Source organism: Corynebacterium sanguinis (assembly GCF_007641235.1).
In the GTDB taxonomy this organism is placed as follows: Bacteria; Actinomycetota; Actinomycetes; order Mycobacteriales; family Mycobacteriaceae; genus Corynebacterium; species Corynebacterium sanguinis.
Map to the genome: position 1 here is coordinate 1024300 of NZ_CP038157.1, position 26528 is coordinate 1050827.

The following is a 26528-nucleotide window of genomic DNA, read 5'->3' on the forward strand; positions in this document are numbered from 1 at the left end:
GAGCGTGGGTGCCTGGGTTAAGCTGCACTAGACCGAGCTGTCTGTTAGGGTGGTCGGTGCGATCAAGAAGTTCGACGCATTTTCGGGTCTCCCGGCCCGTCGACTAGCAACCGCGCAATCGCGCACGGTGCTCCCGGGGGAAGATCGGCCGGCGACGCGACCGCGCGCCGGAAGTGCGATATTTCTAGGAGATTTCCATGTCCGACGACATGTCCATGTTCTTTCCCGATGACCTGCCCGAAGATTAGGTGCCAGTGAGGATGGAAAACCTCAACTCAACAGAGGTGACGTTCTCTTCAGAGATCGAAGTTGTGGCGAGGGCGTTTGCTACTGAACCGGCCGCGCTGAACTTCGCCACCTCACTCACGCGAAAGTTTGACTATTCTCCCGCCCGAAACGCCGTGCGGTTCGACGATGGCGAGGTTGTCCTCCTGCCGCAGCCAAATGGCGAACGTGTGCAGGTCACACCCCGCGAATGCGACCTGCCTTCCCGGGGCCATCTCCCCTCCATCGCCGGCATCCGAGGCGCTTCCCGAGTCCCGGCCGCCGATTGGGTACCGGTCGAGATCATCGAAGTGGATGGCAACCGGGTCACGCTTAGCACCCCAGAGGAAACACTCGATGTCTACAACCACTTCGTGCTGGACCACGATGATGCTGTCGCGTACCACCCGCGGTTCAGTTTGTTGCAAGGTAAGAAGCGGCCCAACGGCAGCCACGCAATTTTCTGGGTCTCGCCGACGCCGATCGCGCCGTGCACCGCGCCGCAGAAGTACCCGACTCTGTCCTGTGACCAGGTTCAGGTGATGGAAGGGCATACGGTGGCGTCTGCTTCCTAGAGGGTATGCGCCGTCCTCCGGTAGTCGGATGGTGTGGTCCCGAACGTAGCGCGGAACTCGCGCGTGAAATGCGATTGATCCGCGTATCCCATGCGAACGGCGATGGCTCCCACCGGCGCCGGGGTTGCGCGCAGCTCATGGGCGGCATCTTGAAGCCGCCGGCGCCGGATTATGGCTAGGGGCGTTAACCCTACATGCTTCGCAGTGAGCCGGTGCAGCGTGCGCACTGACACATGCGCGGCGCCTGCCCACTCCGTGACGTTGCGGATCGGGGGATCAGACTCAACTCGCTCCATCACTGCGTTGGCCAACAAGCCATTGCTACTTACGGGCCCAACTGTGCTGGTCAGCCAATGTTCAAACGCGCAGAAGGCTGCCTCCACGTCAAGCTTTGCGACGCTTTCCCCCACATCCTTGAGTAGTCCCGGGGCGGCCAATGCACGGTAGCTATCGCGGTATCGTGCGGGATCTCCGACCACTGCGGGAACTGCCGCGGGTTGCAAAAGCGCGGCGACGGCCCAGCCACTGCCTTCCAACGTTCGGGTGGAGCTCTTCGTTGTGGGCCCGGATATTCCAACCATGTGGGGCTCAACCACCACGTTTGAAGATGGAAAGGCCAAAATTTGTTGCGTCGCCGATTGCCCATGTGGAAGGTCCCACGAAGAGAACCACCACCAGCGAACGAGCCCGGAAATGCTCTCGGCGGGAGCGAGTCGTCGGAAAGCAACCGGCAGCAAGTCCGGCCTGAGTACTCCCCGCTCCGCGCGAGATAGCGGATCATTCATGGCACAAATATACAAGCGAGCGTCGCTTGGGCCCTCTACTTTGATTTTCATGACCGATAACACCACGCCAGCCGATGGCGCGCACACCACAAACGGCGTGCCACACGGATACTCCACTATCACCCCCTTCTTGACCGTCACAGACGCGAAAGCGGCACTGGATTTCTACGCTTCAGTCTTCGACGCGAAGATCATCACCGCCATGACAAACAACGAGGCAGTGGTCCATGCAGAAATCCAATTCGACAATGGGCGACTCGAGCTGGGCGAAGCGTCCTCTGACTACAACACCGTTGCTTCTGAACCAGAGTCGGATACGGTGGCATTCTCCCTAGCTTTGTACTGCACGAACGTGGATCGGGTAGTTGAACTGGCCATTGCCCATGGAGCCACACTTCGCGAGCCAGTGGCCTACTTCGCCTCCGGCGATCGCTATGGCAGTATTCGTGACCCCTTCGGGGTTCGGTGGACGATCATGACGCGCGTCGAAGACTTGAGTGACGAGGAGTCTGAGCAGCAGGTCAAGGAGTGGATGGAAACGCTTGGCTAGCTCTAAAGCTGTCGGCCGCAGCCTGTGGTCATGTCGGGGGGTTGGGTCACCAATCTCACCGCCACTGGTACAGAAAACTTTTAAGTCGGGGCTGGTGTGGTGAGGGGGTCGCGGCAAAAACCGCCACCGACTGAAGAAAACCGGCGCCCCAGCTTAAACAGCCAGGGGGCCGGTTTACCACTTTTGCCCGTGTACTCAGAAAATTGGAGCCGGCGACGAGAATCGAACTCGCACTCTCAGCTTGGGAAGCTGATGTTCTACCACTAAACTACGCCGGCAGCGTAAAACGTAAAACACAGTGGAAAACACTGTAGCACCGGTCAAACCCCGAACGTAAAACCGCTGACAGCTAGACTTGCAGGCGTGCTTTTATCCGACCATGACATCCGCGCCGCCATCGATTCGGGCCGCTTGGCCATTGAGCCGTACGACTCGGAGCTCGTGCAGCCGTCGTCGATTGACGTGCGTATGGACAAGTTCTTCCGCGTGTTCAACAACTCGCGCTACACGCACATCGACCCGAAGCAGGAGATGCCGGACCTGACCACGCTGGTCGAGGTGGCAGACGGCGACGCGTTCGTCCTGCACCCCGGCGAGTTCGTGCTCGCCTCCACCTTGGAGACGTTCACGCTGCCAGCCGACCTCGCGGGCCGGCTCGAGGGGAAGTCCTCGCTGGGCCGCCTGGGCCTGCTCACCCACTCCACCGCCGGTTTTATCGACCCCGGCTTTTCCGGACACATCACGCTAGAGCTGTCGAACGTGGCCAACCTGCCGATCACTCTGTGGCCCGGCATGAAGGTCGGTCAGCTCGCGCTGTTCCGCATGTCCTCGCCGGCACAGACCCCTTACGGCTCGGGCGCGCTCGGTTCTAAGTACCAGGGGCAGCGCGGCCCCACTCCATCCCGCGCGTACTTGAACTTCCGCGACTAGAGTAGCGCCCATGCGAATGACGGTGATCGGGACCGGCTACCTCGGGGCAACGCATGCCGCCTGCATGGCGGAGTTGGGCCACGAGGTGCTGGGCGTGGACGTGGACGAGAGAAAAATCGAGCAACTCAAGGCGGGCAAGGTCCCGTTTTATGAGCCGGGCCTGCCGGAGGTCCTTGAACGTAACATCGCCGCCGGCCGCCTTGACTTCACCACCGATTACGCCCGCGCCGCCGAGTTCGCCGACGTCCACTTCATTGGCGTGGGCACGCCGCAGCAGCGTGGTTCCTACGCCGCCGATACCCGCTACGTGGAGGCGGTGATCGACGACCTAGTGCCGCAGCTACGTGGCCGCCACATCATCTACGGCAAGTCCACCGTTCCCGTGGGCACGGCGGCCGCGCTGCAGGAGCGCGCGAACACGCTCGCCACCGAGGGTACAGAGGTAGAGATCGCCTGGAACCCGGAGTTCCTCCGCGAGGGATACGCGGTGCAGGACACCATCGAGCCGGACCGCATCGTGCTGGGCAGCCGCGCCGAGGACACCCGGGCCGAGGAAATCGCCCGTGAGGTTTACGCCACCCCGCTTGACAAGGGCACGCCGTTCATCGTCACCGATTTGCAAACCGCGGAGCTGGTGAAAGTCTCCGCCAACGCGTTCTTGGCCACCAAGATCTCCTTCATCAACGCCGTCAGCGAGGTCTGCGAGATCGTCGGGGCGGATGTCACCCAGCTTGCCGACGCCATCGGCTACGACGACCGCATTGGCCGCAAGTTCCTCGGCGCGGGCCTGGGTTTCGGCGGCGGCTGCCTGCCCAAGGACATCCGCGCGTTCATGGCCCGCGCGGGCGAACTCGGCGCCGACCAGGCCCTCACATTCTTGCGCGAGGTCGACGCGATTAACATGCGCCGCCGCCAGCGAGTCGTCGATCTGGCGCGCGAGGAGCTGAGGTCGTTGATCGGCCGTCGCGTCACCGTCCTCGGTGCGGCGTTCAAGCCGAACTCCGACGACGTGCGTGATTCGCCGGCCCTCGCTGTCGCGGGTCAGCTGTCCCTGGCGGGCGCGGCGGTGCGCGTGTTCGACCCGGAGGCGATGGACAACGCGAAGAAGGTCTTCCCGACGCTGGATTACGCCACCTCGCTTGACGACGCTCTCCGTGGCGCGGAACTTGTCATCCTCGCTACCGAATGGACCGAATTCAAGAAGCTCGATCCGAAGCATGCCGCCGAGCTAGTGGCCGAGCAGCGCATTATCGACGGCCGCAACGTCCTGCCCGTCGACGCGTGGCAGGCCGCAGGCTGGGAGATCCACGCCTTGGGGCGCAGCCTGTAAGGGGTTTTTATCCCTTCGTGTTCAGCGCAAAGAGCAGCGTCGCTCCAACAGCGACCGTCTGCGCTACGCATCGGGCAGCGTTGAGCGAGTTCCACCGGGACTCGAAGTTCGCGCGAATCTCGGACACCGCATTCTGACTTGTGAACGCATTGTCGAGGTAGTTGTTCAGTGGGACATTTCCCGCGACGGTGATGCCCAGTGCGACGAGCGACGCTGTTGCAGCGAGAATCGTCCATCTGGTCGGTACGAGGATGGCCAGTAATACTGAGGACAGTGGTGCAAGCGCGAATACTGTCAGGAATCGGGGGTTGAGGATCGCCTGGTTGATGCCTGCGAAGACCTCGACGTACTGATCATCGGGTAAACGTGCGAAGCTCTTCCGAGTACTGACCTCAAAGGCAAAATAGAGACCGCTGAGCAGCCCGCCGGTGACGGTTGCGCAAAGCGCCACTGCACTGGTGATGATGGGAAGATTCATCTACGCGCCCTCCCGATTCTGCAGGACGGTGCTGACCGTCTCGGTAAGCGGCGTCGGGGCCGAGATCGATTTCGACGCGCAAGGTGCAAGCAACCCATCACTGTCCGCCCGGTACATCTGGGCAAGGCTGTGAGCGACGCCGGTTGAAAAACCAGCCCGCTCGAGCTCGGACTCCCACGCCTCATCGGGAATTTCGACGACCGCCACGTCTTTGTGAAGCTGCTCCGCAATCACACCGGCCACGTCCCGTTCGGTGTAGCTCGGACCGATGATGTCAACCGGCTCTTGAGAGACGGGAGGATTCATCAAGTTGTGTGCGGCGAAAACACCGATATCCTTGGTCGCGACCATCGGCTTCGGCTCATCAGCTGCGCCGAAAACGGGGTACACGCCCTCCTGGAGAATTGCGGGCAGCACATCCTGAAACTTCTCTTGAAAATGTCCCGGCCGAAGGGCGGTGAGCAGGGGAGTAGCGGACAGGAGTGCCTGCTCCATTCGGTGCAGTCCTGTGATTGGGCCCGTTGAATGCTCGTGTTGGGCGCCTCCCGACGAGAGCATGACGACGTGAGGAACGTTTGCGGATTCGACCGCAGAGCGCACTGATGCGATGACTGCATCTGCGTAGCGGTCAAGGTCGTCTGCACCGAAGTGGAACGGGAGCAATGCGAAGAATCCCTCCGCACCCTTCAGCGCCTCGGACAATGCCGCGCTGTCGAGCAGGTCAACCGCTGCAGTCTCGACGCCTTGCGCTGACCACTGTTTCAAGGATTCTTCCGATCTCGCGAGAGCTCGAACGGGTTGGTCGTGCTTGAGTAGTTCGGCGACAACGTTGGATCCAACGCGTCCCGTCGAACCGGAAATAGCAAACATCGGGGCCTCTTTTCTCAAAGTAGGGAGGGTTACGGAGACTGGCTCAATTCACGTTAGGAATCGCCAGCGACCGTCAGTAGGCCCGTCAGTCCATTTTTCTTTGCCGATCGTCCGGATATGTGGAGTTGACAACTCCGAGGGTGCGATCATAGTTCTATGAATGTGAAACCGGAGGTAGCGCACTTCCTGAGGCAGTTGCGTATGAGCGGTGTGTTCTACTGCGATACGACTGCCCGCGGTGATTGGGGTCTGCGGATGCCAGTTGATCCCCAATGTCTGAGTTTTCATGTGGTCACCGAGGGCTCATGCTGGTTGATTTCGGACGGCATACCGAAGCTCCAACTCCGGGAAGGGGATGTTGCTCTCGTGCAGCTCGGAAGGGAGCACATGCTCTCCGCCAGCCCGGATAGAACGGTAGCTCCCCGGGTCGATCAATTGCCCCAGAGGTATCTCAGCGAGAACTACTCAATCGTCAACGTAGGTTGCGACGGATCATTCACACGGTTGCTCTGCGGGATGGTGAGTTTTGACGCTCCAGATGTTCACAACATCGTGCAAGCCCTTCCCCCTGTGGTCTCCGCAAGAGGTATGAATTTGAACGACGCTTCGTCCGTCGTGAAGCTAGTCGGCCTCTTGGCAGACGAACTTTCCGCAGACAGGTTGGGTGGGGAGGCCGTAGCGGTTCGGCTGGCCGACATCATCGTGGTGCAGATCATTCGAAAATGGTTCTACGAGGAAAGCTCCTTCGAACCTGGGCTCATCGCGGGATTAGCTGATCCTGCGATCGGGAGAGTCCTACACGCAATCCATGATGAGCCAGAAAAACCGTGGGCGATCGCAGATATGGTAAAAATTTCCGCCATGTCACGCACATCGTTTATCGAGAAGTTCCGCGAGGTCGTCGGAGTAGCGCCGGCAGCGTACGTGACGAACTGGCGCATGGAGGTCGCAAAAACCCGGTTGATTGAGACCAACGAGCCGATCGCAGTAGTTGGTTCTTCGGTGTCGTATTCTTCCGAATCCGCCTTCTCCAAAGCGTTCGCCCGCAGCGTCGGGATCTCACCCAGCGCCTTCAGGCAGGCAGCGCTTCGTCGTCAAGCAAACTAGTGCTGGTGGTAATCGGCCAGGAAGTTACCCAGGCGCTCGATGGCGTTTTCCAGCTGCGAGGCCCACGGCAGCGTGACCACGCGGAAGTGGTCGGGGGTGGGGTAGTTGAACCCGGTGCCTTGCACCATGAGGATCTTCTCCGACTTGAGCAGGTCCAGCATGAAGCGCTCGTCATCATGGATGTTGTACATCTCGGTGTCGATCTTGGGGAAGCAGTACAGCGCCCCCTTCGGCTCGACGACGGACACGCCGGGGATCTCGCGCAACTTGCGTACCGTCACATCGCGCTGCTCGCGCAGGCGCCCGCCCTCGCCGGTGAGCTCGTAGATGGACTGTCGCCCGCCGAGGGCAACCTGGATGGCGTGCTGGCCGGGCACGTTCGCGCACAGGCGGGTTCCCGCCAGCAGGTTGAGCCCCTCGATGAACCCGGTGGCGCGGCGACGCGGGCCGGTGATGATCATCCAGCCGGCGCGGTAGCCGCACACGCGGTACGTCTTGGACAACCCGTTGAAAGTCACCGTGATCAGGTCGGGCGCGACCTCGGCCATGGAGATGTGCTGCGCGCCGTCGTAGAGGACGCGGTCGTAGATTTCGTCGGCAAGCACCATCAGCTCGTGCTCGCGGGCGATGTCGGCGATGCCCTCGAGCACCTCCCGCGAGTACACCGCGCCGGTGGGGTTGTTCGGGTTGATCACCACGATGGCCTTCGTGCGCTCGGTGACCTTGGAGCGGATGTCCTCGAGCGAGGGGTTCCAGTTGTCTTCCTCGTCGCACAGGTAGTGCACGACCTTGCCGCCGGCCAGCGTGGACGCGGCGGTCCACAGCGGGTAGTCGGGGGCGGGGATGAGGATCTCGTCGCCGTCGTTAAGCAGGGCCTGGGTGACCATGCTGATCAGCTCGGAGACACCGTTGCCGAGGAAGACGTCGTCGATGTCGAAGGGCGGGAAGTCGTCCACCATCTCGTAGCGCGTGACAATCGCGCGGCGCGCCGGGATGATGCCCTTCGAGGTGGTGTAGCCCTGCGATGTCGGCAGCGCGGCGATCATGTCGCGCATGATCACGTCGGGCGCCTCGAAGCCGAAGATCGCCGGGTTGCCGGTGTTGAGCTTGAGAATGGTGTGCCCGTCGCGCTCCATCTCCTCGGCCGTGGTGCTCACCGGGCCGCGGATGTCGTAAAAGACGTTCTTGAGCTTGTCCGCTTCGTCGAAATGGCGGTGCTTCTTCGGGGGCTTCTTGCTTGTCGATGCCCCCGCCGACGTCTCCGTCCCGCTTTTCGTCGTGGGCGTTTCGTCCTGCTCAGTCTTCTTGCTCATGGAGGCAATCCTACTTCTACTTGCCCTTGAAGCGTTTCACGGTCTGCTGGGCCACGTTCAAGGCTTCGTCGGTGAGTTGGCTCATCTGCTGCTTGCGTGCGGCGCGCCGCGCGGCCTCCTCGTGGGCGCGGGCGGATTCGATCTCGAGCTGGCGGATGCGCACGAGCTCGCGGCGCCTGCGCTCGAGCTGGCGCACGCTCGGGGTATACCAGGAATCGGGGCCGACCTTCATCACGTAGAGCAATACGAACAAGGTGGGGATGAGCAAGAGCAGGAGGAACCCGAACCCGCTTCCGGTTGCCACCGCCACGGCGGGGGCGGCGGCCAGCGTGCCGAAGGTGCCCAGCCAAAACGTTCCCGCGCGCATCTTCTGTCCGTCGCGGCGCGCTGCAGTGATCTCCCGTGCGCTGTACATCTCGACTGCGCCACCCTGCTGCACAAACGTGGCCGGGTTGTGCGGGATGTCTCGAAACAGCGGGTCGAGGTCGCTGTGGAACTCCGCGGTGGTTACCGCCTGGCAACGCGAGTCGAACTCGTCCATGGTGAGCCTGCCCTCCGCCAGAGCAGAACTCAGCGCACCGAGGGCGGCGTGGCGCTCCTCGTCGCTGAGGCGAAACATTCCCGGATCATAGGTCACGGTTCTTATCCTAGTGGCAGTGCGGACACGCGCCACCGCGCTGGTTTTTACGACGTCCAGCGGTCGTCGGTGCCCATTGTCCGTGATTTCAGCCGCTCGCGCGCGGCGTCGTACTCCTGCTCCGGCAAGGGGTAGAAGTACACGCGCGGCAGCACTGCCTCGACGCGATCGAGGTACTCCGTAACAAAGCTGTCCACCTCGGGTTTGTCGAGCGACTCGACGTTGACGTAGAGAAACAGCGGGCGGGACAGCGGGTATTGACCATCGCGTGTCTGCTCGAAGCTGGGCAAGATGCCGTCGACGGCGATATTGTCCATCGAGCTGCGGACCTCGCCCTCGGCGGCAAGGTAGTTGCCCACGCCCATAAAGCCGAGCGCGTCGGGGTCGTTGGCGATCCACTCGGTGAGTTCGTCCATGTCGTCGGTAGCGGCGTAGTCGTCGCGGATCGGGTCGTCGTCAAGCACGATCTTTTGGAACACCCCAAGCGTGCCGGAGCCCGGCGGGCGGCCGTAAAGGGTGATTTCGGACCCCGGCCACTGCGGGCTGAGGTCGGACCACGTGCTCACGGGCGATTCCGAGGTCCAGATGTCGTGCAGTTGCTCGATCGTTAGGTCACTGGCCCAATCGTTGGCGTCGTTTTTCACGAACGTGATGGCGTCGAGTGCGATCGGCAGCTCGATGAACTCGACACCGTTGTCCGCGCACTGTGTCTGGTAGTCGATGTCCTCGCCCTCGCCGGGGATGGGAACCGAGGAATCGTTGATGTCGGATTCGCCGGCGCAGAACGCCTCAAACCCGTCGGTCGAGCCGTCGGCGCTGATTTCCACGTTATGCCCGGTTCGTGAGGCGATGAGCGACGTGATCGGCTCCACGGTGGCCGAGCCCGTCACCCGAATCGCACCATCTGCTGCCGGCGTGTTCGGTTCCTCTGATTCCGCCGCGCAGCCAGCAAGCGCAACTGTTGCGGCAAGGCAGAGCGTAAGTCGTTTCATCGGCGCCCCTCCTTGCGCAACTCATCGCGGAACTCGCGCCACAATGTCACGGCGCTGGACCAGCGTGCGCGGGTGAGTTCGAGATATTCCGGAATGCGCTCGATCTCGGCGTGCTGCTCCGGGGTCAACCCTCCCGTTGTGCGGCGCTTGTCCAGCTCGGCGCGCAGCAGCGTGGAGGTCTCGTCGAGCTCAGCGAGCAGTTCTCGGAGCTCGGCATCGGGCGCGGACGACAGGATTAGCTCGTCTGCGCGGGCGTTGAAGTCGTCGTCGGGGAGAGAGGTAGTCACGGGGTGATCCATCCTTTAGAACAGAGAATTGGTAGCAAAGACAGCGAGCAGCGGCACGATGAAGAAGACCCCGCCGACCCAGATGAAGACGTAGATCTTGTTCTTCGTCGCGAGCGCAGCCAGCCACTCCGCGCCGCGCGGCGGGAGTGCGCGGAGCAGCGGTATGGACATGATCAGGATTGCGGCGAAGGTGTTGAACATGGTGTGCACCAGGGCGCCGGTCATGGCGGCTTCCGCTTCCACCCCGGAGGCGGAGAATGCGGCGATCAAACCGGTCACCGTGGTGCCGATGTTCGCGCCCACGACGAAGGGGAAGAGCCGGCGCATCTCGAACTTGCCGGAAGCGGCGAGCGGGACGGTAAGCGATGTCGTGGTCGAAGAGGACTGCACGGCCGTGGTGATTACCGCGCCCGAGACGATCCCGCTCAGGGTGCCCTTGCCCAGCGCATTGTGCAGGATTTCCTTCGCGCGGCCGACGAGCAGTCGCGACAGCATGCGGCCGATGAAGCCGATCACCAGCAAGATCAGTACGACGCCGGCGATCGTCAGGGCGATGCCGCCCCAGACACCGCCGATGTTTTCGGCAAGGCCTTCGGCCACACCGACGAGCGGTTCCGTCACCGCGTCGACGAAGTCGCCGATGGCGCTGAAGATGCTATCGAGTACTCCGTCACCCTGGCCGGTGAAGGCTCCCGCCATGGCCCCGGCAACGCGGGAGAGGAACCCGGTGAACAGCTCCAGCGGGAAGAAGATCAACAGCGCCAGCAGGTTGTAGAAGTCGTGCACGGTAGCCATGGAGAACGCGCGCTGGAACTGCTTCTTGTTGCCGGACAGGCCCAGCGCCACCAGCGTGGAGGTCACCGTGGTGCCGATGTTCGCGCCGAAGAGCATGGGCACTGCGACTTCGAGCGGCAGGCCGCCGGCGAGCATGCCCACCACGATGGAGGTCGTGGTGGAGGAGGATTGCAGGATAGCGGTGGCGAGGATACCGATGGCCAAGCCCACAAACGGGTTCTCGGCGAAGGAGAAGAGCTCTTCCGCGCGGTCGCCTGCCGCCATGTTGAAGCCGGAGCCGATCATGCCCACGGCGTTGAGCAGCAGCCAGATCGCGATGACGACGCTGAGCCACTCGGCGATCTTCTTGGCCTGGCCGCTCAGCGGCAAAAACCCGAGCGGGTCCTTCTTGTCGCTGTCGTCGGAATCGTCGCCGTCTACGGTGTCATCGGAATCCTCCGAGTCCTTCGGCTCGGCCTCCTCGTTCCACCGGTTGCGCTCCTCGTACCCCTCGGCCTCATCGAGCGTGCGCACACCGGGTTGCTCTTCCTTCTGCATCGTCGCCTCTTTCCCTTAAAGCGCAGCTGCGCGCGGTATACGGCCTACTTAACCCGCGCCAAGGAAACTGCCAGTAAAAAGAGGGTGAAGTTTAAGCGAAGTAGCGCGTCGGTTTAGTCCTGCGCGGAGAACTGCGACTGGTTGAGCCTCCAATACGCGCCGCGGGCGTCGAGAAGCTCAGCGTGCGTGCCTTGCTCGACGATGCGACCCTGCTCCATCACGATGATCAAGTCGGCGCCGCGGATCGTGGACAGCCGGTGCGCGATCACGAACGAGGTGCGCTCGGCGCGCAGCGCGTTCATCGCCTCCTGGACCAGCACTTCAGTTCGCGTATCGACGCTCGACGTGGCCTCGTCCAGAATCAGAATCGTTGGCTGGGAAAGAAACGCCCGCGCAATGGTGATCAGCTGGCGCTCACCCGCGGAGATCGCCCCGGAGTCCTGGTCGATGACGGTGTCGTAACCCTCGGGCAGGGCGTGGACGAAGCGGTCGACGTAGGTGGCCTTGGCCGCGGCGATGACCTCCTCGTCGGTGGCGTCGAGGCGGCCGTAGCGGATGTTGTCCATGATGGTGCCCTTGAACAGCACCGCGTCCTGCAGCACCATGCCCATGTTGGAGCGCAGCTCGCTGCGGGTCATCGCGCGCGTGTCCACGCCGTCGATGCGGATCGCCCCGGCGTCGATTTCGTAGAAGCGCATGATGAGGTTGACGAGAGTGGTTTTGCCCGCGCCGGTGGGCCCGACGATCGCGGCTGTGCGCCCCGGCTCCACGCGCAGCGAGAGATCCTGGATCAGCGGGGTGTCGGGGGAGTAGGAGAAGTCGACGTTGTCGAACTCGACCAGGCCGCGGGCGCGCCCGGGCAGGGTTGCGTCCGCGGACGTGTCGGTGACCTCCTCCTCGGCGTCGAGGAACTCGAAGATGCGCTCGGCCGAGGCCACACCCGACTGCACCATCTGCGCCATGCCGGCGATCTCGCCGAGCGGCTGGTTGAACTGACGCGAGTATTGAATAAATGCCGTCGCATCTCCCAGCGTCATGTGCCCGGAGGCCACGCGCAGCCCGCCGGCGACGGCGATGGCCACATACGACAGGTAGGAGATGAACTGCATGATGGGGTGCATCGAATTGGCGAGGAACTGCGCGCGCGAGGCGGCGCCGTAGAGCGCGGAGTTTCGCTCGTCGAAGACGCGGTTGAGCTCCTCGGTGCGGCCGAAGATCAGCGCCAGCTCGTGGCCGGAGAAGGACTCCTCGACGTGCCCGTTGAGTTCACCCGTGGACTTCCACTGCGCGGCGAAATGCTTTTGCGAGCGGGTTCCGATGATCCCCATCACCGCGCCGGTCAGCGGGATCGCCACCAGCGCCAGCAGAGCGAGCTGCCAGGAGATCCAGAACATCATCACGATGATGCCCAGGACCATCATCACGGCGTTGAGGATCTGCGACATCGCCTGCTGCAGGGCCTGCTGGACGTTGTCCACGTCGTTGGTGGTGCGCGAGAGCAGGTCACCGCGCTGGCGGGAATCGAAGTAGTTCAGCGGCAGGCGGTTGACCTTGCGTTCCACGGACTGGCGCAGGTCGAAGACGGTCGCCATGGTCAGCCGGTTCAAAATCGCACCCTGGGCCCACATGAGCAGGGAGGAGACGACGTAGAGGACGATGACGAAGGTGATCAGCTGCGCGAGCCGGTCAAAGTCGATGCCGAAGCCGGGGCGCAGGTCCATCGCCTCGGCCATGTCGGCGAAGCGTTCCTGCCCGGAGGCGCGCAGGCCGTCGATCACCTGCTGCTTGCTCGCCCCCGCGGGGAGATCGCGCGAGATGACGCCGGAAAAGATGACGTCCATCGCGTGGCCCAGCACGCGCGGGGCGTAGACCGCGAGGACGACGGAGCCGATGTTCATTGCCAGCACCAGGACGAGCTTGAACCGATGGGACATGAGCAGCCCGATCAGTCGCTTGGCGCTGGGCCAGAACTGCTTCGCCTGGCGCGGTGCGCTGCCGGAGAAGTCGTCACCGGCCATGCTCGCCTCGAGGGCGGCGAGCTCCTCATCGGTCATATCGGCGGGGTCGGCCGGGGTGGTTGTGCGTGTCTCAGACATGTTAGGCGTCCACCGTTCTTTGGGACTCGACAATTTCGCGGTAGGTTTCCGAGCTCTCGAGCAGCTCCGCGTGGCTGCCGCGGGCGACGATCTCCCCGGCTTCCATGACGATGATCTGGTCGGCCTGTTCGATGGAGGCAACCCGCTGGGCGACGATGATGGTTGTCGCGTCGGCGGTGTAGGCGCGCATCGCGTCGCGTACCTTGGCGTCGGTGATGGCGTCCAGGGCGGAGAAGGAATCGTCGAAGAGGTAGATCCTCGGCCGGCTGATCAGCATGCGGGCGATGGACAGCCGCTGGCGCTGCCCGCCGGAGACGTTGGTGCCGCCCTGGGAAATGGGCATGTCCAAGTCGGTGACGAAGTGCGCCTGAGCGGTGCGCAGCGCCTCCCACATCTCGGCGTCGGTGGCATCCGGCTTGGCCATGCGCAGGTTGGACGCCACCGTGCCGGAAAACAGGTAGGGCTTTTGCGGGACCATGCTGACGCGTTCGACGATCTCGGCGCGCGCCATGTCGGTCACGTCGACGCCGTCGAGAAGCACGCGCCCGGACGTGGCCGCCGTAAGGCGCGGGATGAGGGAGAGCAGCGTCGACTTGCCCGCCCCGGTGGAGCCGATGATCGCCGTCGTTTGCCCCGGCACAGCTCTCAGCGATACCTCCTTGAGCACGGGTTCCTCGGCGCCGGGGTAGGTGTAGGAGACTCCCTCGAGCTCGACGACGCCCGCGCGCGACGGCGCCTTTGCGGGCACGCTAGGTTCCTCGATCGTCGGGCGGCGGTCCAGCAGTTCCTCGATGCGGCGCGCGCAGATGATGGCACGCGGCAGCATCATCGCCATGAAGGTTCCCATCATCACCGCCATGAGGATCTGCATCAAGTACTGCATGAACGCGGTGAGCGAGCCGACCTCGACCTGCCCGGCGTCGACCCGGTGGCCGCCGAACCACAGCACGGCGGCGGTGGCGACGTTGAGGATGAGCATGATCACCGGGAAGAGCATGACGAAGATGCGGCCGATGTTCAGCGAAACCCGGGTGATGTCGTCGTTGGCGGCGGTGAAGCGCTGCGTCTCGTACTCCTTGCGCCCGAAGGCGCGCACGACGCGGATGCCAGTGATCTGCTCGCGCAGCACCCCGTTGACGTTGTCGAGCTTGTCCTGCATGCTGCGAAACAGCGGCATGAGCAGGGCGATGAGCACGCTGACGACGACGGCGAGCGCGCCGACGGCCGCGACGACCAGCCAGCTCATCCCTGGGTCCTGACGCACCGCCATGATGATGCCTCCGACGGCCATAATCGGCGCGGCGACCATGAAGTTGAGGAAGAGCAGGTAGACCATCTGCACCTGCTGCACGTCGTTGGTGCCGCGGGTGATCAGCGTCGGGGTGCCGAAGTAGCTCATATCTTCGGCGGAGAACCGGCTGACGTGCCGGAACACAGCGCGGCGCACGTCGCGTCCGACTCCCATCGCCGTGCGGGAGGCGAAATAGACGGCGACGACCGCGGCGATGACCTGGACCAGCGCGACGACGAGCATGACACCGCCGACGCGCCAGATGTAGGGGATGTCGGCGCGGGCCACGCCGTTGTCGATGATTCTCGCGTTGAGGTCGGGCAGGTAGAGGGTGGCCAGCGTGGTAATCAGCTGGAGCACCACCACGGTGACGATGTAGCCCGCGTAGGGTTTCGAACTGCGGGCGAGGATTCTGACGAGGTCCACTGGGGGATGGCCCTTCCGTGAGCGGGAGTAAGGCTCTATCAGCCTACACGCCGGGGCGGACAGGCATTTCGTCGTGCGTGCGCGCAGGCTCGGTGGATGCCGCATTCGTATTGCCAGTGCAGCCTGTCACTTGATAGTCTGAAGTTCCATGGTCACGAAATACATCATGGTTACCGGAGGCGTCGCCTCCTCCCTCGGAAAGGGCCTGACCGCGGCATCGCTCGGCCGCTTGCTCACCTCTCGTGGTCTGAAGGTGACCATGCAGAAGCTCGATCCCTACCTGAACGTGGATCCGGGCACCATGAACCCCTTCCAGCACGGGGAAGTCTTCGTCACCGAGGACGGTGCCGAGACCGACCTCGACCTGGGGCACTACGAGCGCTTCTTGGACCGCAACCTCTCGGCCGGCGGCAACGTCACCACCGGAAAGGTGTACTCCTCGGTCATCGCCAAGGAGCGCCGCGGCGAGTACCTCGGCCAGACCGTGCAGGTCATCCCGCACATCACGGACGAAATCAAGTCCCGCATCATCGCGATGGGAAACCCGGACGCACACGGTGAAAAGCCGGATGTCGTCATCACCGAGATCGGCGGCACTGTCGGCGATATCGAATCCCAGCCTTTCTTGGAGGCCGCCCGCCAGATCCGCCACGATGTCGGCCGAGAAAACGTTTTTTACCTGCACGTTTCCTTGGTTCCGTACCTCGGGCCGTCGAAGGAATTGAAGACCAAGCCCACCCAGCACTCCGTGGCGGAACTGCGTTCCATCGGCCTCGTCCCGGACTCGGTGGTGCTGCGTAGCGACCGCGAGGTGGGCGATGGCCTTAAAGACAAGATCGCGCTGATGTGCGACATCGACCGCGAAGGCGTGGTGTCCTGCCCGGACGCGCCAAGCATCTACGACATCCCCAAAGTCCTCTACGACCAGCGCCTGGATACCTTCATCATCCGCCGTTTGAATCTGCCGTTCCAGGACATCGACTGGACCGTGTGGGGTGACCTGCTCGACCGCGTGCACAACCCGGAAGGTGAGGTCAACGTCGCTCTCGTGGGCAAATATATCGACCTGCCGGATGCCTACCTCTCCGTCGCCGAGGCCGTCCGCGCGGCCGGTTTCGCCCACCGCGTGAAGGCGAACATCCGCTGGGTCGGCTCCGACGAATGCGAAACCGAGGCGGGCCTGGCTAAGAACATGGAGGGCATCGACGCGATCATCATCCCGGGCGGATTTGGCGGCCGCGGCATCGAGGGCAAGATCGCGACGGTTCGCTACGCAAAGCAGACCGGCACACCGCTTTTGGGGATCTGCCTGGGCATGCAGTGCATCGTGATTGAAGCCGCGCGCGCGGCGGGTGTGGAGGGTGCGTCCTCCACCGAGTTCGACGAGACCACCGCCGATCCGGTCATCGCGACGATGGAGGAGCAGCTGCGCGCGGTCTCCGGGGAGGCCGACCTGGGTGGCACCATGCGCCTCGGGTCCTACCCGGCGACACTGTTGGAGGGCTCCGTTGTCGCGGACGTCTACGGCACCACCGACGTCACCGAGCGCCACCGCCACCGCTACGAGGTCAACAATGCTTACCGCGACAAGCTCGCGGAAGCTGGGCTGGTCATCTCCGGCACCTCACCCGACGGCACGCTGGTCGAGTTCGTCGAGTACCCGAAGTCGGTCCACCCGTACCTGGTGGCAACCCAGGCTCACCCCGAGCTGAAGTCGCGCCCGACCAAGGCGCACCCGCTTTTCGACGGCCTCATCGCCGCCGCGCTGGAGCGCCAGGGCTAAGGGCTGCAGTCAGGGCACCTGCGGCACGGCGCGGGCGTGGGCGACCATCTCTTCCCACTCGACGATCTTGCGGCGCTCGCGCGGCAAAAGATCGCTGGTCTCGCCGAGGCGTCGTTCCTCGGCGTCGAGGCGGTACCAGCCGTCCCAGGTGGTGTAGGCAATGCCGCGCTCGTGCAGCAGGGCGATGATAGCGTCGGGGTCGGGGTACTTCGGGGCGTGCAGCTTGCCGGCGGCGGCGTCCTCGAAGAGCATGTCCGTGGTTTCCTTGGCGTCGGACTTGGTGTTGCCGATCAGGCCGACGGGCCCGCGCTTGATCCAGCCGGTGACGTAGAGGGAGTTCTCGATGCCCTCTTCGTTGAGGACGTGGCCGCCGTCGTTGGGGATAACGTTGCGGTCGTGGTCGAAGGGTACGCCGATGACGGGCTCGGAGCGGTAGCCGATCGCGTGGTAGACCTGCTGCACCGGCCAGTCGGTGAACGTGCCGGTGCCGCGGATGCCGCCTTCGCCGTCGAGTTCCTGGCGCTCCGTGCGCACGCCGACGATGGCGTCACCTTCGGTGAGTACCTCGACGGGCTCTTCGAAGAAGTGGATGTGTATCTTGTGCGGCGCGTCATCCGGCTCGCGCATCGCGTACTGCTCGAGCACCTGGCAGTTGAGGTCGATGGACTTGTCGGCGCGGCGAAGTTCTTCGGAGAGCTGGTCGTAGTCGATGTCCTCGGGGTCGACGAGCACCTGGATGGTGTCGGAGAGGTCGAGTTCGCGCAGCTCCTTCGGGGTGAACTTCGCCTGGGCGGGGCCGCGGCGGCCGAACATGTGCACCACCTCGGCCTTGTTGTCTTTCAGCGAGTCGTAGACGTTGTCCGGGATCTCGGTGACCAGCAGCTCGTCGCCGGTCTTGGCCAGGATGCGGGAGACGTCGAGGGCGACGTTGCCGACGCCGATGACGGCGACCTCGCGGGCGGAGAGGTCCCAGTCGCGCTCGAAGCGGGGGTTGCCGTCGTAGAAGCCCACGAATTCGCCGGCGCCGATCGACTTGTCTCCGCCGGGGATGAGCAGCTCGCGGTCGCGGACCGCGCCGGTGGAGATGACAATCGCGTCGTAGTAATCGCGCAGCTCCTCGATGGTGACGTCCTTGCCCACCTCGATGTTGCCGAGCAGCCGCAGGTGGGGCTTGTCCAGCACGTTGTGCAGGGAGGTGACGATGCCCTTGATGCGCGGGTGGTCGGGCGCCACGCCGTAACGGATCAGTCCGAACGGCGCAGGCATCTGCTCGAACAGGTCGACGGAGATGTCGAGCTCTTCGTTGCGGATTAGCAGGTCGGAGGCGTAGATACCGGCGGGGCCGGCGCCGATGACGGCGACGCGCAGACTCATAGAGGGTGGGTCCTTTCGGGGTTTCAATGTTTTATATTCATCCATGGTAAACCATAGACCGCTTGGTCTGAAAATTTACCTACGATCCCCAGCATGTCAAGTTTCAACGTATAAATACATTCATCGGGCCAGGGTAATCTTTTAAATTCATCTCAAAAATCCCTGTTCAAACCCGGTTAGCCCCCCTCTGCTGTTGCAATAGACAAAGTAGTCCGGCAAACTGCCGTGGCAGCGCCGAAATCTGGCTATCTAATAGACCATCCGGTCTATATTTAAGGAGTGTTATGACAGCCCCCACCGCGAAAACGCGAGCAGTCAAGGCCCGGGCCAAAAAGCCCGAAGGGCAGTGGCTTATCGACGGCACCGCGCCCCTGAACCACGACGAGGAACTCAAGCAGCTCGAGCCCGTGATGCAGGTCAAGCAGCGCGTCATCGACACCTACTCGAAGCAGGGCTTCGCCTCCATCCCGCCGGAGGACCTCGCGCCGCGCTTCAAGTGGCTGGGCATGTACACCCAGCGCAAGCAGAACCTCGGCGGCGAGTTCACCGGCCAGGACAACTCGGTGCTCCAGGACGAGTACTTCATGATGCGCATCCGCTTCGACGGCGGCCGCTGCTCCACCGAGCAGGCCCGCGCCGTCGGCGAGATCTCGCGGGACTGGGCCCGCTCCACAGTGGACCTGACCGACCGCCAGAACATCCAGTTGCACTGGGTGGCCATCGAGGACGTCCCAGCGATTTGGGAGAAGCTCGAATCGGTCGGCCTGAACACCTGGGACGCCTGCGGCGACGTGCCGCGCGTCGTGCTGGGCTCCCCGGTCGCCGGCATTGCGAAGGACGAGATCGTCGACGCCACCGAGGCGATCGAGAAGATCCAGCAGATTGTCACCGACGAGGAGTTCCAGAACCTGCCGCGTAAGTTCAAGTCGGCAATCTCCGGCAACTCGCGCCAAGACGTCGTCCACGAGGTCAACGACCTCGCCTTCATCGGCGTCGAGCACCCCGAGCTCGGCCCTGGCTTCGAGTGCTACGTCGGTGGCGGCCTGTCCACCAACCCGATGCTCGCTCAGTCGCTTGGCGCGTTTGTCACCCTCGAGCAGGTGCCCGAGGTATGGGCGAACGTGGTGCGCATTTTCCGCGATTACGGCTACCGCCGCTTGCGTAACCGCGCGCGGCTGAAGTTCCTCGTCGCCGAGTGGGGTGTCGAGAAGTTCCGCGAGATCCTCGAGCGCGACTACCTCGGTTACCAGCTTCCCGACGGCCCGAAGGCGCCGAACAACCTCGTGGACCGCGACCACATCGGGGTCCACGAGCAAAAGGACGGCAACTTCTACATCGGGGTCAAGCCGACGCTCGGCCACATGTCCGGCGAGCAGCTCATCGCCGCTGCCGAGCTGGCGGAATCCTACGGGCTAACCCGCCTGAGGTTTACGCCGTTCAAGGAGATGCTCTTTTTGGACGTGCGTGAACAGGACGTCGATAAGCTACGCGGCGACCTAGAGCAGATGGGCCTGTATTCGCAGCCGAGCGAGTTCCGCCGCGGCCTGCTCTCGTGCACGGGCCTGGAGTACTGCAAGCTCGCGCACGTCACCACCAAGTCCCGCGCCATCGAGCTTGCCGACGAGCTCGAGGAACGCTTCGGTGACCTCGACTCGCCCGTGTCCATCTCGCTCAACGGCTGCCCGAACGCGTGCGCCCGCCACCACATCTCCGACATCGGGCTCAAAGGCCAGATGGTGGTCAACTCCGAGGGCGAGAAGGTCGAGGGCTTCCAGGTGCACCTCGGCGGCACCATCGGCGAGGGCGCGAACTTCGGCCGCAAACTGCGCGGGCACAAGGTGCTCTCCAGCGAGCTGACCGATTACGTCAGCCGCGTCGTGCAGAACTACGTGGATCGGCGCCACGACGGCGAGATCTTCCGCGACTGGCTACTGCGCGCCGATGAGGAGGACCTGAGGTGAGTGTGCGCCGGGCCCCGAATCCGAACCGGAATTTCCCCACGCACTGCCCCTACTGCGCGGGGGAGGATCTCTACCCCAACGAGGAGACCGATTTCGCCTGGAAGTGCGGGGAATGCCTGCGCATCTTCGAGGTGAAGTTTTTCGGCCAGGACGACCCGCACACCGCCCCCGCTCCAGCGCCGTCTACCGAGGAGGCCTTCCAGGCGTCGTTGCGCAAGCACGGTCACGCTGCGGTCTTGCGCGAAGTAGGTAACACTGGAGAGAAACGTTTGAAAGGGATTAGCAATGATTAACCTGCTCTCAGGATCCTCCGGCAACTTCGCAGACCCCGAGGTCAGCCCCGACGGCCCGCGCGAGACGACACCGCTTGCGCTCGAGGTGAGAAAGCGCAACGAGGAGCTCGTCGATAAGCACGCGCGCGAGCTTTACGACGCCCCCGCCGACGTCATCCTCGACTGGGCCCACGAGCACGCCCCGGGCCCGCTCGTGGTGACCCTGTCCATGGAAAATACCGTGCTCGCGGAGCTCGCCGAGCGCCACCTGCCGGATGCGGACTTCCTCTTCCTCGACACCGAGTACCACTTCCCGGAAACCCTCGAGGTGGCCGACGAAGTGGAGCAACGCTACCCCAACCACGAGCTGGTGCGCGCCACGGCCGTGCTCTCGCGCGAGGAGCAGGACGAGACCTACGGCCCGAACCTGTACCGCTCCCACCCGCAGGCTTGTTGCCGCATGCGCAAGGTTGAGACCCTGGCTGTCCACATGAGCCCCTACGTGGGATGGATCACGGGCCTGCGCCGCGCCGACGGCCCGACGCGCGCGAACGCGCCGGCACTGTCGCTGGACGCCACCGGGCGGCTGAAGATTTCTCCGCTGGTGACGTGGTCGTTGGATGACACCGACGCGTTCGAGGAAAGCAACAACTTAATCATTCACCCGCTGACCAGGCAGGGGTATCCCTCCATCGGTTGCGCCACCTGCACGCTTCCTGTGGCCGAGGGCAACGACCCGCGCGCGGGGCGCTGGGCGTTTAGCGCCAAGACCGAATGCGGACTCCACGAATAAAGGCTATAGATGACTGTTGCTATGAACATGAATATTTCTGCATACGCGGGCGGCATCTCGCCCCACCTCAAGGACTTGGAAGACGAGTCCATCCATATCCTGCGCGAGGTGGCGGGGCAGTTTGACAAGATCGGGCTGCTGTTCTCCGGCGGCAAGGACTCCTGCGTGGTGCTGGAGCTGGCGCGCCGCGCGTTCGCGCCCGCGGCGATGCCGATTGAGCTGCTGCACGTTGACACGGGCCACAACTTCCCGGAGGTCATCGAGTTCCGCGACTCCATCGTCGCCGAGTACGGGGTGCGGCTGCGCGTCGCCGAGGTGCAGGACTGGATCGACCGCGGGGACCTCGTGGAGCGCCCAGACGGCACCCGCAACCCCCTGCAGACCGTCCCACTGGTGGAGACCATCGCCGAGGTCGGCTACGACGCCGTGCTTGGCGGGGCGCGCCGCGACGAGGAGCGGGCGCGCGCGAAGGAGCGGGTCTTTTCCATCCGCGACACCTTCGGTGGCTGGGATCCGCGCCGCCAGCGCCCCGAGCTGTGGGATCTCTACAACGGCGAGAAGCTCCCGGGTGAAAACGTGCGCGTGTTCCCCATTTCCAACTGGACCGAGGCCGATGTGTGGGAATACATCGGCGCGCGCGGGATCCGCCTGCCGGAGATCTACTTCGCGCACGAGCGCGAGGTGTTCAACCGCGACGGCATGTGGCTGACGGCGGGCGAGTGGGGCGGGCCGCGCGAGGGCGAGAAGCTCGAGGTGCGCCGCGTGCGCTACCGCACGGTGGGCGACATGTCGTGCACCGGCGCGGTTGAGTCGGACGCGACGTCGATTAGCGCCGTGCTCGCGGAGATCGCCAACTCCACCTTGACGGAGCGCGGAGCCACGCGTGCCGACGACCGACTGAGCGAGTCCTCCATGGAAGACCGCAAGAAAGAGGGGTACTTCTGATGAGCGCCACTGAACTGCTCGCCCAGCGCCAGACGCTGCGCCTGTGCACCGCCGGCTCCGTCGACGACGGCAAGTCCACCTTCGTCGGCCGCTTGCTGCACGACACCAAAAGCGTGCTCGCTGACCAGCTCGCGTCGGTGGAGCGCACCTCCGCAGACCGCGGCTTCGACGGGCTCGACCTCTCCCTGCTTGTCGACGGTCTGCGCGCCGAGCGCGAGCAAGGCATCACCATCGACGTCGCCTACCGCTACTTCGCCACCGACAAGCGCACCTTCATCCTCGCCGATACCCCGGGCCATGTGCAGTACACGCGCAACACGGTCACGGGCATGTCCACCTCCCAGGTCGTGGTCTTGCTTGTCGACGCCCGAAACGGCGTGGTCGAACAAACCGTGCGCCACCTCAACGTCGCCGCCCTGCTCGGCGTGAAAACCGTGATCCTCGGCGTGAACAAGATCGACCTGGTCGACTACTCCGAGGAGATCTACAACACCATCAAGACTGAGTTCGAAGCCAAGGCCGCCGAGCTCGGCATCGAGGACCCGCACGTGGTTCCCATCTCGGCGCTCAAGGGCGACAACGTGGTCGAGCGCTCCGCGCACATGGACTTCTACACCGGCCCGACGGTGCTGGAGCTCCTTGAATCCATCCCCGTCACCTCCGGCCGCGCGCTCGAGCTCGACTTCCGTTTCAACATCCAGTACGTGCTGCGCGAGCACGCCACCGACTACCGCGCGTACGCCGGGCGGGTCAACGCGGGCAGCGTGGCAGTCGGCGACACCGTCCACGCCGGCGGGCGCAGCACCACCGTCACCCACATCGACACCGCCGACGGAGAGCAGGAAACGGCCCAGGCCGGCGACTCCGTGGCCCTGCGCCTGGCCGACGAAATCGACCTGGTGCGCGGCGAGCTGATTGCCGGGGCGAACCCGCCCGAGCCGGTGCGAGAGTTCGCGGCCACCGTCGTGGGCCTGACGGAGAAGAACATTTCCGCGGGCCAGGCTGTGAAACTGCGGCTGGGCACCTCGATCGTGCGGGCGCGTGTCGCAAGCGTCGATAAGGTGATCGACATTGATTCAGCCGATGGCGATGTCGACTACCCGGACGCCTTCGGCCTCAACGACATCGCCCACGTCACCATCCACACCGCGCAGGAGCTGCCGGTGGAGGATTACGCCGCGCGCGGCGCCGTGGGCAACTTCCTGCTGATCGACCAAGCCTCGGGCAGCACACTTGCCGCGGGTCTTGTGGGAACGCGGCTGAGGTAAGCGCGATGCAGGCACTGATCACCCTGTCACACGGCTCGAGGCACGACGTCGCCCAGCGCGGTGTCGAACGCCTCACCGCGGCAGCGGCGATCACGCTCGGTGTCGAGGCCGTCGACGCGCACCTCGAGTTCAACACCCCCGACCTGGCCGGTGCCGCCCAGGTCGCGGCGGATGCGGGCTACACAAGCGCCGTCGTCGTGCCGCTGTTGTTCACCCGCGCCTTCCACGCCACCGTCGACGTTCCGGCCGCGCTAAGCCAAGCCCGCGCCGCGACCGGCGTGCAGCTCACGTTGGCGAACGGCCTCGGCCAGGGCGCCGACATTGTCGATGTGCTCGCCCGGCGGGTGTTGCGCGATTCGCTGCCATCGGTGCCGGTTGTTCTCTACCCGGTGGGTACGTCCAACCTCGAGGCGGCGGCGCGCACCCGGGCGCTTGGCGCAGCGCTGGCGGAGAAGATCGACCGCGACGTCACCGTCGTTCCGGCGACCGGTGCTGGCGACCTCATCGGCAATTCCGGCATCGAGGCGGCCGCGCGGGATCGGGAGCGAATGCACCTGCTTCCGTTGTTCGTCACTGACGGACTCCTGCTCGACCGCGCAACGCGCGACCTGGGGCGCATCCAGGACGCAACCGGTTCAATCCTGACCCACTCGGCACCTCTGACCACAGATCTGTCGGACATTGTCGCTTCGCGCTACCGCGAAGCCCTAGGCGAAAGCTCAGATCTCTCATGAAAAACCTCACGACGCTGACACTCATTGCGCTCGCCGGTCTCGCGGCCCAGCTTGTCGACGGTGGTCTCGGCATGGGCTTCGGCGTAACCTCCACCACCATCCTGGTCATGCTCGCCGGCCTCGGCCCGGCCCAGGCGTCTGCGGTTGTCCACACCGCAGAGCTGGGCACGACGTTTGTCTCCGGCTTCTCCCACTGGCGCTTCGGCAACGTCGACTGGAAGGTTGTTGCCTCCATCGGCATCCCCGGCGCGGTCGGCGCCTTCGCCGGCGCGACGGTGCTGTCGAACCTCTCGACGGAGGCGGCGAAGCCGATCATGTCCCTGATCCTCGCGCTGATCGGCGCGAACCTGATGCTGCGCTTCTCCCGCGGCCTGACCAGGCGCAAGCTTGACGTCAAGCCGCACTCCCGCGGTTTCCTCGGCAGCCTGGGACTCTTCGGCGGCTTCGTCGACGCCACCGGTGGCGGCGGCTGGGGCCCGGTGACCACATCGACGCTGCTGTCCGCAGGCCGCTCGGAGCCGCGCCGCATCATCGGCACCGTTAACACCGCGGAGTTCTTCGTCACCTTCGCCGCGACCTTGGGCTTCGTCATCGGCATGTGGGATGACCTCGTGGCCAACTTGGCCGCCGTGATCGCGCTGCTTATCGGCGGCGTCATCGCCGCCCCCCTGGCCGCGTGGTTGGTCACCCGCCTCAACCCGATCCTGCTCGGCGGGATCGTGGGCACGCTCATTGTGATGTTGAACCTGCCCGTCGTGCTCAAGGCGATCGGCCTGGACAGCCACCTGTGGATCCCCCGTCTGCTGATCTTGGGCATCGGCCTGGTGCTGTCGTGGCGCGGTGTGGTCAAGGCGCGCCAGCACTCGAAGGCTGCCTCGGACCGCGAGCAGATCGGCCATGCCCTGCACGCGCCCGAGGACGTGGAGGACCACGCGAAGTCGCGCTAACAAGGGAACTTTAACTATCGACACCTCTTCAGCCGCCCACTTACCGTAACGGTTGGGTAACACCGCCCGATGTATAAGCAAATATCCACGGGCGATAGGAGAGACCATTGAGCACACTTTCACGGCGCGTCGCGGCAGTGCCGCGGCAGCGGCGCTACTCATGGCAAACATGGGTGGCACAGCGCGCGCCCAAGAGGTAGCGAACGGCAGTTCGGGTCTAGTGGCGCCGTTGACGCAGTACGGGCTCGATGCCCGCGTGATGGGCGACAACGTCCCGCCGCAGGCGGAGCTCGACGCGGCGTTCGGGTGCACGCAGCCCACGGCAGACCCGGCCGCGAAGAAGACCGTGGTCCTAGTGCCCGGTGTGGGCCTGTCGGTCGAAGCAACGTATGCTTGGGGTTACATCCCGCAGCTGAGCGCTCAGGGTTACGACGTCTGCTGGGTTCAGCCCCCGCACAGCGGCCGCGGCGACCTCACGCAGACCGCGTTGTACGTGGCTAACGGCATCAAGTTGGCGCACCAGCGGCTGGACAAGAAGGTCGCCGCGATCGGTCACAGCGCGGGCTCGCCCGCGATCATGTGGGCGCTGCGCTACGACACCGAGGCCGCCTCGCTTGTGGACGACTTCATCTCCGTGGCCGGTGCAAACCGGGGCACCGACCTGGTCGAGCCCGCGTGCAAGGCCGTGGGCAACTGCCCCGTGATCGCGTGGCAGATGCACCCGAATTCGGATTTCGTCCAGGCGCTCCACGCAAAGCCGCTGCCGGACTCGATCGACGTCACCAGCGTCTACAGCCTGACCGACGAGGGGATTCAGCCGGCCACCCAGGTGAGCTCGATTGCTAGCGCCGCGAACATCGCCGTGCAGGATGTCTGCCCCACCCACCTAGTGGGACATGTGGGGATCTTGGGTAGCAACCCTGATCGGGGAATACCTTGCCGCGCTCGGCGAGCCGCGCTACGCCTCCCAGCCACCGCTGCCGAGCTACGCCCAGGCTGACGTGGCGAACCCCCTCAAATCAGACGAGCTCACCGAGGGCTCCAGTGAGCGCTTCAGCTCGGCGGGTGAAGGCATCGCCGGAGCAGTCGCGGGAAGCTCGGCGAGTTTGAGCAGCTAGGCGCGAAAAACGAAGGCCAGTCCCCTTAAAAGGGGGCTGGCCTTTTTCTAGTGGGTCGAGGCGTTGGGGT

At 64.2% G+C, this 26528-nt stretch carries 25 protein-coding genes, 1 tRNA gene and 1 riboswitch; of the genes, 14 read left to right on the top strand and 12 right to left on the bottom strand.

Going from position 1 to position 26528, the window contains the following annotated elements; translation table 11 throughout:
- Positions 1-60: 60 nt before the first annotated feature.
- A riboswitch (SAM riboswitch) is annotated at positions 61-182 on the top strand.
- Between the two features lie 78 nt (positions 183-260).
- Positions 261-839, top strand: a complete 579-nt coding sequence (locus tag E3227_RS05020) for a hypothetical protein (RefSeq protein WP_144317753.1) — start codon at positions 261-263, stop codon at positions 837-839.
- Here E3227_RS05020 and E3227_RS11935 read toward each other — a convergent pair.
- Positions 836-1675, bottom strand: coding sequence for a helix-turn-helix transcriptional regulator (locus tag E3227_RS11935; RefSeq protein WP_136649022.1), 840 nt, complete (start codon positions 1673-1675; stop codon positions 836-838). The genes E3227_RS05020 and E3227_RS11935 overlap by 4 nt on opposite strands.
- On the opposite strand from E3227_RS11935, the gene E3227_RS05030 reads away from it, so the two are divergent.
- Complete coding sequence (locus E3227_RS05030; RefSeq protein ID WP_246062800.1) at positions 1674-2174, top strand: VOC family protein; 501 nt, start codon at positions 1674-1676, stop codon at positions 2172-2174. The two genes, E3227_RS11935 and E3227_RS05030, sit on opposite strands and share 2 nt — an antisense overlap.
- 204 nt (positions 2175-2378) lie before the next feature.
- On the opposite strand, the gene E3227_RS05035 is transcribed toward E3227_RS05030, so the two are convergent.
- Positions 2379-2452, bottom strand: a tRNA-Gly gene (locus E3227_RS05035).
- Positions 2453-2537: 85 nt separating this feature from the next.
- Here E3227_RS05035 and dcd point away from each other — a divergent pair.
- Together dcd and E3227_RS05045 are read left to right on the top strand one after the other, a co-directional pair.
- Positions 2538-3104 carry a dCTP deaminase gene (gene dcd, locus E3227_RS05040; protein ID WP_144317754.1) on the top strand — a complete coding sequence of 189 codons (567 nt, stop codon included), beginning with the start codon at positions 2538-2540 and terminating at the stop codon, positions 3102-3104.
- 10 nt (positions 3105-3114) lie between these two features.
- Positions 3115-4434, top strand: coding sequence for a UDP-glucose dehydrogenase family protein (locus E3227_RS05045; protein WP_144317755.1), 1320 nt, complete (start codon positions 3115-3117; stop codon positions 4432-4434).
- Between the two features lie 7 nt (positions 4435-4441).
- Here E3227_RS05045 and E3227_RS05050 read toward each other — a convergent pair whose 3' ends face one another.
- A complete protein-coding gene (locus E3227_RS05050; protein ID WP_006840477.1) occupies positions 4442-4912 on the bottom strand; it encodes an anthrone oxygenase family protein in 471 nt (156 codons plus the stop codon).
- Positions 4913-5782, bottom strand: coding sequence for an NmrA family NAD(P)-binding protein (locus tag E3227_RS05055; RefSeq protein ID WP_136649018.1), 870 nt, complete (start codon positions 5780-5782; stop codon positions 4913-4915).
- Between the two features lie 201 nt (positions 5783-5983).
- Between E3227_RS05055 and E3227_RS05060 the strand changes: the two genes are divergently transcribed.
- Positions 5984-6889, top strand: coding sequence for an AraC family transcriptional regulator (locus E3227_RS05060; RefSeq protein WP_170228633.1), 906 nt, complete (start codon positions 5984-5986; stop codon positions 6887-6889).
- On the opposite strand, the gene E3227_RS05065 is transcribed toward E3227_RS05060, so the two are convergent.
- From E3227_RS05065 to E3227_RS05095, 7 genes are all read right to left on the bottom strand, one after another.
- Positions 6886-8202, bottom strand: coding sequence for a pyridoxal phosphate-dependent aminotransferase (locus E3227_RS05065; RefSeq protein WP_144317757.1), 1317 nt, complete (start codon positions 8200-8202; stop codon positions 6886-6888). The genes E3227_RS05060 and E3227_RS05065 overlap by 4 nt on opposite strands.
- A gap of 16 nt (positions 8203-8218) precedes the next feature.
- On the bottom strand, positions 8219-8821 hold the full coding sequence (locus E3227_RS05070) for a DUF1707 SHOCT-like domain-containing protein (protein WP_246062801.1): 603 nt from the start codon (positions 8819-8821) through the stop codon (positions 8219-8221).
- Positions 8822-8886: 65 nt separating this feature from the next.
- Positions 8887-9831: a substrate-binding domain-containing protein gene (locus E3227_RS05075; protein WP_144317759.1), complete on the bottom strand. Its 945-nt coding sequence runs from the start codon at positions 9829-9831 to the stop codon at positions 8887-8889.
- Positions 9828-10118 carry a hypothetical protein gene (locus tag E3227_RS05080; RefSeq protein ID WP_144317760.1) on the bottom strand — a complete coding sequence of 97 codons (291 nt, stop codon included), beginning with the start codon at positions 10116-10118 and terminating at the stop codon, positions 9828-9830. The genes E3227_RS05075 and E3227_RS05080 overlap by 4 nt, the downstream gene beginning before the upstream one ends.
- Before the next feature lie 15 nt (positions 10119-10133).
- On the bottom strand, positions 10134-11450 hold the full coding sequence (locus E3227_RS05085) for a Na/Pi symporter (RefSeq protein WP_144317761.1): 1317 nt from the start codon (positions 11448-11450) through the stop codon (positions 10134-10136).
- 113 nt (positions 11451-11563) lie between these two features.
- Positions 11564-13546, bottom strand: coding sequence for an ABC transporter ATP-binding protein (locus tag E3227_RS05090; protein WP_144317762.1), 1983 nt, complete (start codon positions 13544-13546; stop codon positions 11564-11566).
- Between the two features lies 1 nt (position 13547).
- Positions 13548-15263, bottom strand: coding sequence for an ABC transporter ATP-binding protein (locus tag E3227_RS05095; protein WP_144317763.1), 1716 nt, complete (start codon positions 15261-15263; stop codon positions 13548-13550).
- Positions 15264-15411: 148 nt separating this feature from the next.
- Between E3227_RS05095 and E3227_RS05100 the strand changes: the two genes are divergently transcribed.
- Positions 15412-17046, top strand: a complete 1635-nt coding sequence (locus E3227_RS05100; RefSeq protein ID WP_144317764.1) for a CTP synthase — start codon at positions 15412-15414, stop codon at positions 17044-17046.
- Between the two features lie 9 nt (positions 17047-17055).
- On the opposite strand, the gene E3227_RS05105 is transcribed toward E3227_RS05100, so the two are convergent.
- Positions 17056-18420 (bottom strand): FAD-dependent oxidoreductase, encoded by a 1365-nt coding sequence (locus tag E3227_RS05105; RefSeq protein ID WP_144317765.1) that lies wholly within the window; start codon positions 18418-18420, stop codon positions 17056-17058.
- Between the two features lie 284 nt (positions 18421-18704).
- Between E3227_RS05105 and E3227_RS05110 the strand changes: the two genes are divergently transcribed.
- The 8 genes from E3227_RS05110 (at position 18705) to E3227_RS05145 (ending at position 26340) form a co-directional block, all read left to right on the top strand.
- Positions 18705-20381: a nitrite/sulfite reductase gene (locus tag E3227_RS05110; protein WP_144317766.1), complete on the top strand. Its 1677-nt coding sequence runs from the start codon at positions 18705-18707 to the stop codon at positions 20379-20381.
- Complete coding sequence (locus E3227_RS05115; protein ID WP_006840487.1) at positions 20378-20674, top strand: hypothetical protein; 297 nt, start codon at positions 20378-20380, stop codon at positions 20672-20674. Before E3227_RS05110 ends, E3227_RS05115 begins: the two co-directional genes overlap by 4 nt.
- Entirely contained in the window at positions 20667-21446 is a 780-nt protein-coding gene (locus tag E3227_RS05120; protein ID WP_144317767.1) for a phosphoadenylyl-sulfate reductase, read from the top strand. Before E3227_RS05115 ends, E3227_RS05120 begins: the two co-directional genes overlap by 8 nt.
- Before the next feature lie 21 nt (positions 21447-21467).
- Positions 21468-22391, top strand: a complete 924-nt coding sequence (gene cysD, locus E3227_RS05125) for a sulfate adenylyltransferase subunit CysD (protein WP_186365404.1) — start codon at positions 21468-21470, stop codon at positions 22389-22391.
- On the top strand, positions 22391-23659 hold the full coding sequence (locus E3227_RS05130) for a sulfate adenylyltransferase subunit 1 (RefSeq protein ID WP_144317768.1): 1269 nt from the start codon (positions 22391-22393) through the stop codon (positions 23657-23659). Before cysD ends, E3227_RS05130 begins: the two co-directional genes overlap by 1 nt.
- Positions 23660-23664: 5 nt before the next feature.
- Positions 23665-24393: a sirohydrochlorin chelatase gene (locus E3227_RS05135; RefSeq protein WP_136649008.1), complete on the top strand. Its 729-nt coding sequence runs from the start codon at positions 23665-23667 to the stop codon at positions 24391-24393.
- Positions 24390-25340: a sulfite exporter TauE/SafE family protein gene (locus tag E3227_RS05140; protein WP_144317769.1), complete on the top strand. Its 951-nt coding sequence runs from the start codon at positions 24390-24392 to the stop codon at positions 25338-25340. The genes E3227_RS05135 and E3227_RS05140 overlap by 4 nt, the downstream gene beginning before the upstream one ends.
- Before the next feature lie 160 nt (positions 25341-25500).
- Positions 25501-26340, top strand: a complete 840-nt coding sequence (locus tag E3227_RS05145; protein ID WP_246062812.1) for an alpha/beta hydrolase family protein — start codon at positions 25501-25503, stop codon at positions 26338-26340.
- Positions 26341-26528: the final 188 nt, after the last annotated feature.

Bases quoted from the DNA above. Each gene is read 5' to 3' on its own strand.
- cysD (WP_186365404.1), top strand. From the start codon at position 21,468: ATGAACATGAATATTTCTGCATACGCGGGCGGCATCTCGCCCCACCTC.
- E3227_RS05100 (WP_144317764.1), top strand. From the start codon at position 15,412: ATGGTCACGAAATACATCATGGTTACCGGAGGCGTCGCCTCCTCCCTC.
- E3227_RS05135 (WP_136649008.1), top strand. From the start codon at position 23,665: ATGCAGGCACTGATCACCCTGTCACACGGCTCGAGGCACGACGTCGCC.
- E3227_RS05090 (WP_144317762.1), bottom strand. From the start codon at position 13,546: ATGTCTGAGACACGCACAACCACCCCGGCCGACCCCGCCGATATGACC.
- E3227_RS05110 (WP_144317766.1), top strand. From the start codon at position 18,705: ATGACAGCCCCCACCGCGAAAACGCGAGCAGTCAAGGCCCGGGCCAAA.
- E3227_RS05065 (WP_144317757.1), bottom strand. From the start codon at position 8,202: ATGAGCAAGAAGACTGAGCAGGACGAAACGCCCACGACGAAAAGCGGG.
- E3227_RS05105 (WP_144317765.1), bottom strand. From the start codon at position 18,420: ATGAGTCTGCGCGTCGCCGTCATCGGCGCCGGCCCCGCCGGTATCTAC.
- E3227_RS05075 (WP_144317759.1), bottom strand. From the start codon at position 9,831: ATGAAACGACTTACGCTCTGCCTTGCCGCAACAGTTGCGCTTGCTGGC.
- E3227_RS05140 (WP_144317769.1), top strand. From the start codon at position 24,390: ATGAAAAACCTCACGACGCTGACACTCATTGCGCTCGCCGGTCTCGCG.
- E3227_RS05045 (WP_144317755.1), top strand. From the start codon at position 3,115: ATGCGAATGACGGTGATCGGGACCGGCTACCTCGGGGCAACGCATGCC.
- E3227_RS05120 (WP_144317767.1), top strand. From the start codon at position 20,667: ATGATTAACCTGCTCTCAGGATCCTCCGGCAACTTCGCAGACCCCGAG.
- E3227_RS05020 (WP_144317753.1), top strand. From the start codon at position 261: ATGGAAAACCTCAACTCAACAGAGGTGACGTTCTCTTCAGAGATCGAA.
- E3227_RS05130 (WP_144317768.1), top strand. From the start codon at position 22,391: ATGAGCGCCACTGAACTGCTCGCCCAGCGCCAGACGCTGCGCCTGTGC.
- E3227_RS05085 (WP_144317761.1), bottom strand. From the start codon at position 11,450: ATGCAGAAGGAAGAGCAACCCGGTGTGCGCACGCTCGATGAGGCCGAG.
- E3227_RS05055 (WP_136649018.1), bottom strand. From the start codon at position 5,782: ATGTTTGCTATTTCCGGTTCGACGGGACGCGTTGGATCCAACGTTGTC.
- E3227_RS05060 (WP_170228633.1), top strand. From the start codon at position 5,984: ATGAGCGGTGTGTTCTACTGCGATACGACTGCCCGCGGTGATTGGGGT.
- E3227_RS05050 (WP_006840477.1), bottom strand. From the start codon at position 4,912: ATGAATCTTCCCATCATCACCAGTGCAGTGGCGCTTTGCGCAACCGTC.
- E3227_RS05030 (WP_246062800.1), top strand. From the start codon at position 1,674: ATGACCGATAACACCACGCCAGCCGATGGCGCGCACACCACAAACGGC.
- E3227_RS11935 (WP_136649022.1), bottom strand. From the start codon at position 1,675: ATGAAAATCAAAGTAGAGGGCCCAAGCGACGCTCGCTTGTATATTTGT.
- E3227_RS05145 (WP_246062812.1), top strand. From the start codon at position 25,501: ATGGCAAACATGGGTGGCACAGCGCGCGCCCAAGAGGTAGCGAACGGC.
- E3227_RS05070 (WP_246062801.1), bottom strand. From the start codon at position 8,821: ATGTTTCGCCTCAGCGACGAGGAGCGCCACGCCGCCCTCGGTGCGCTG.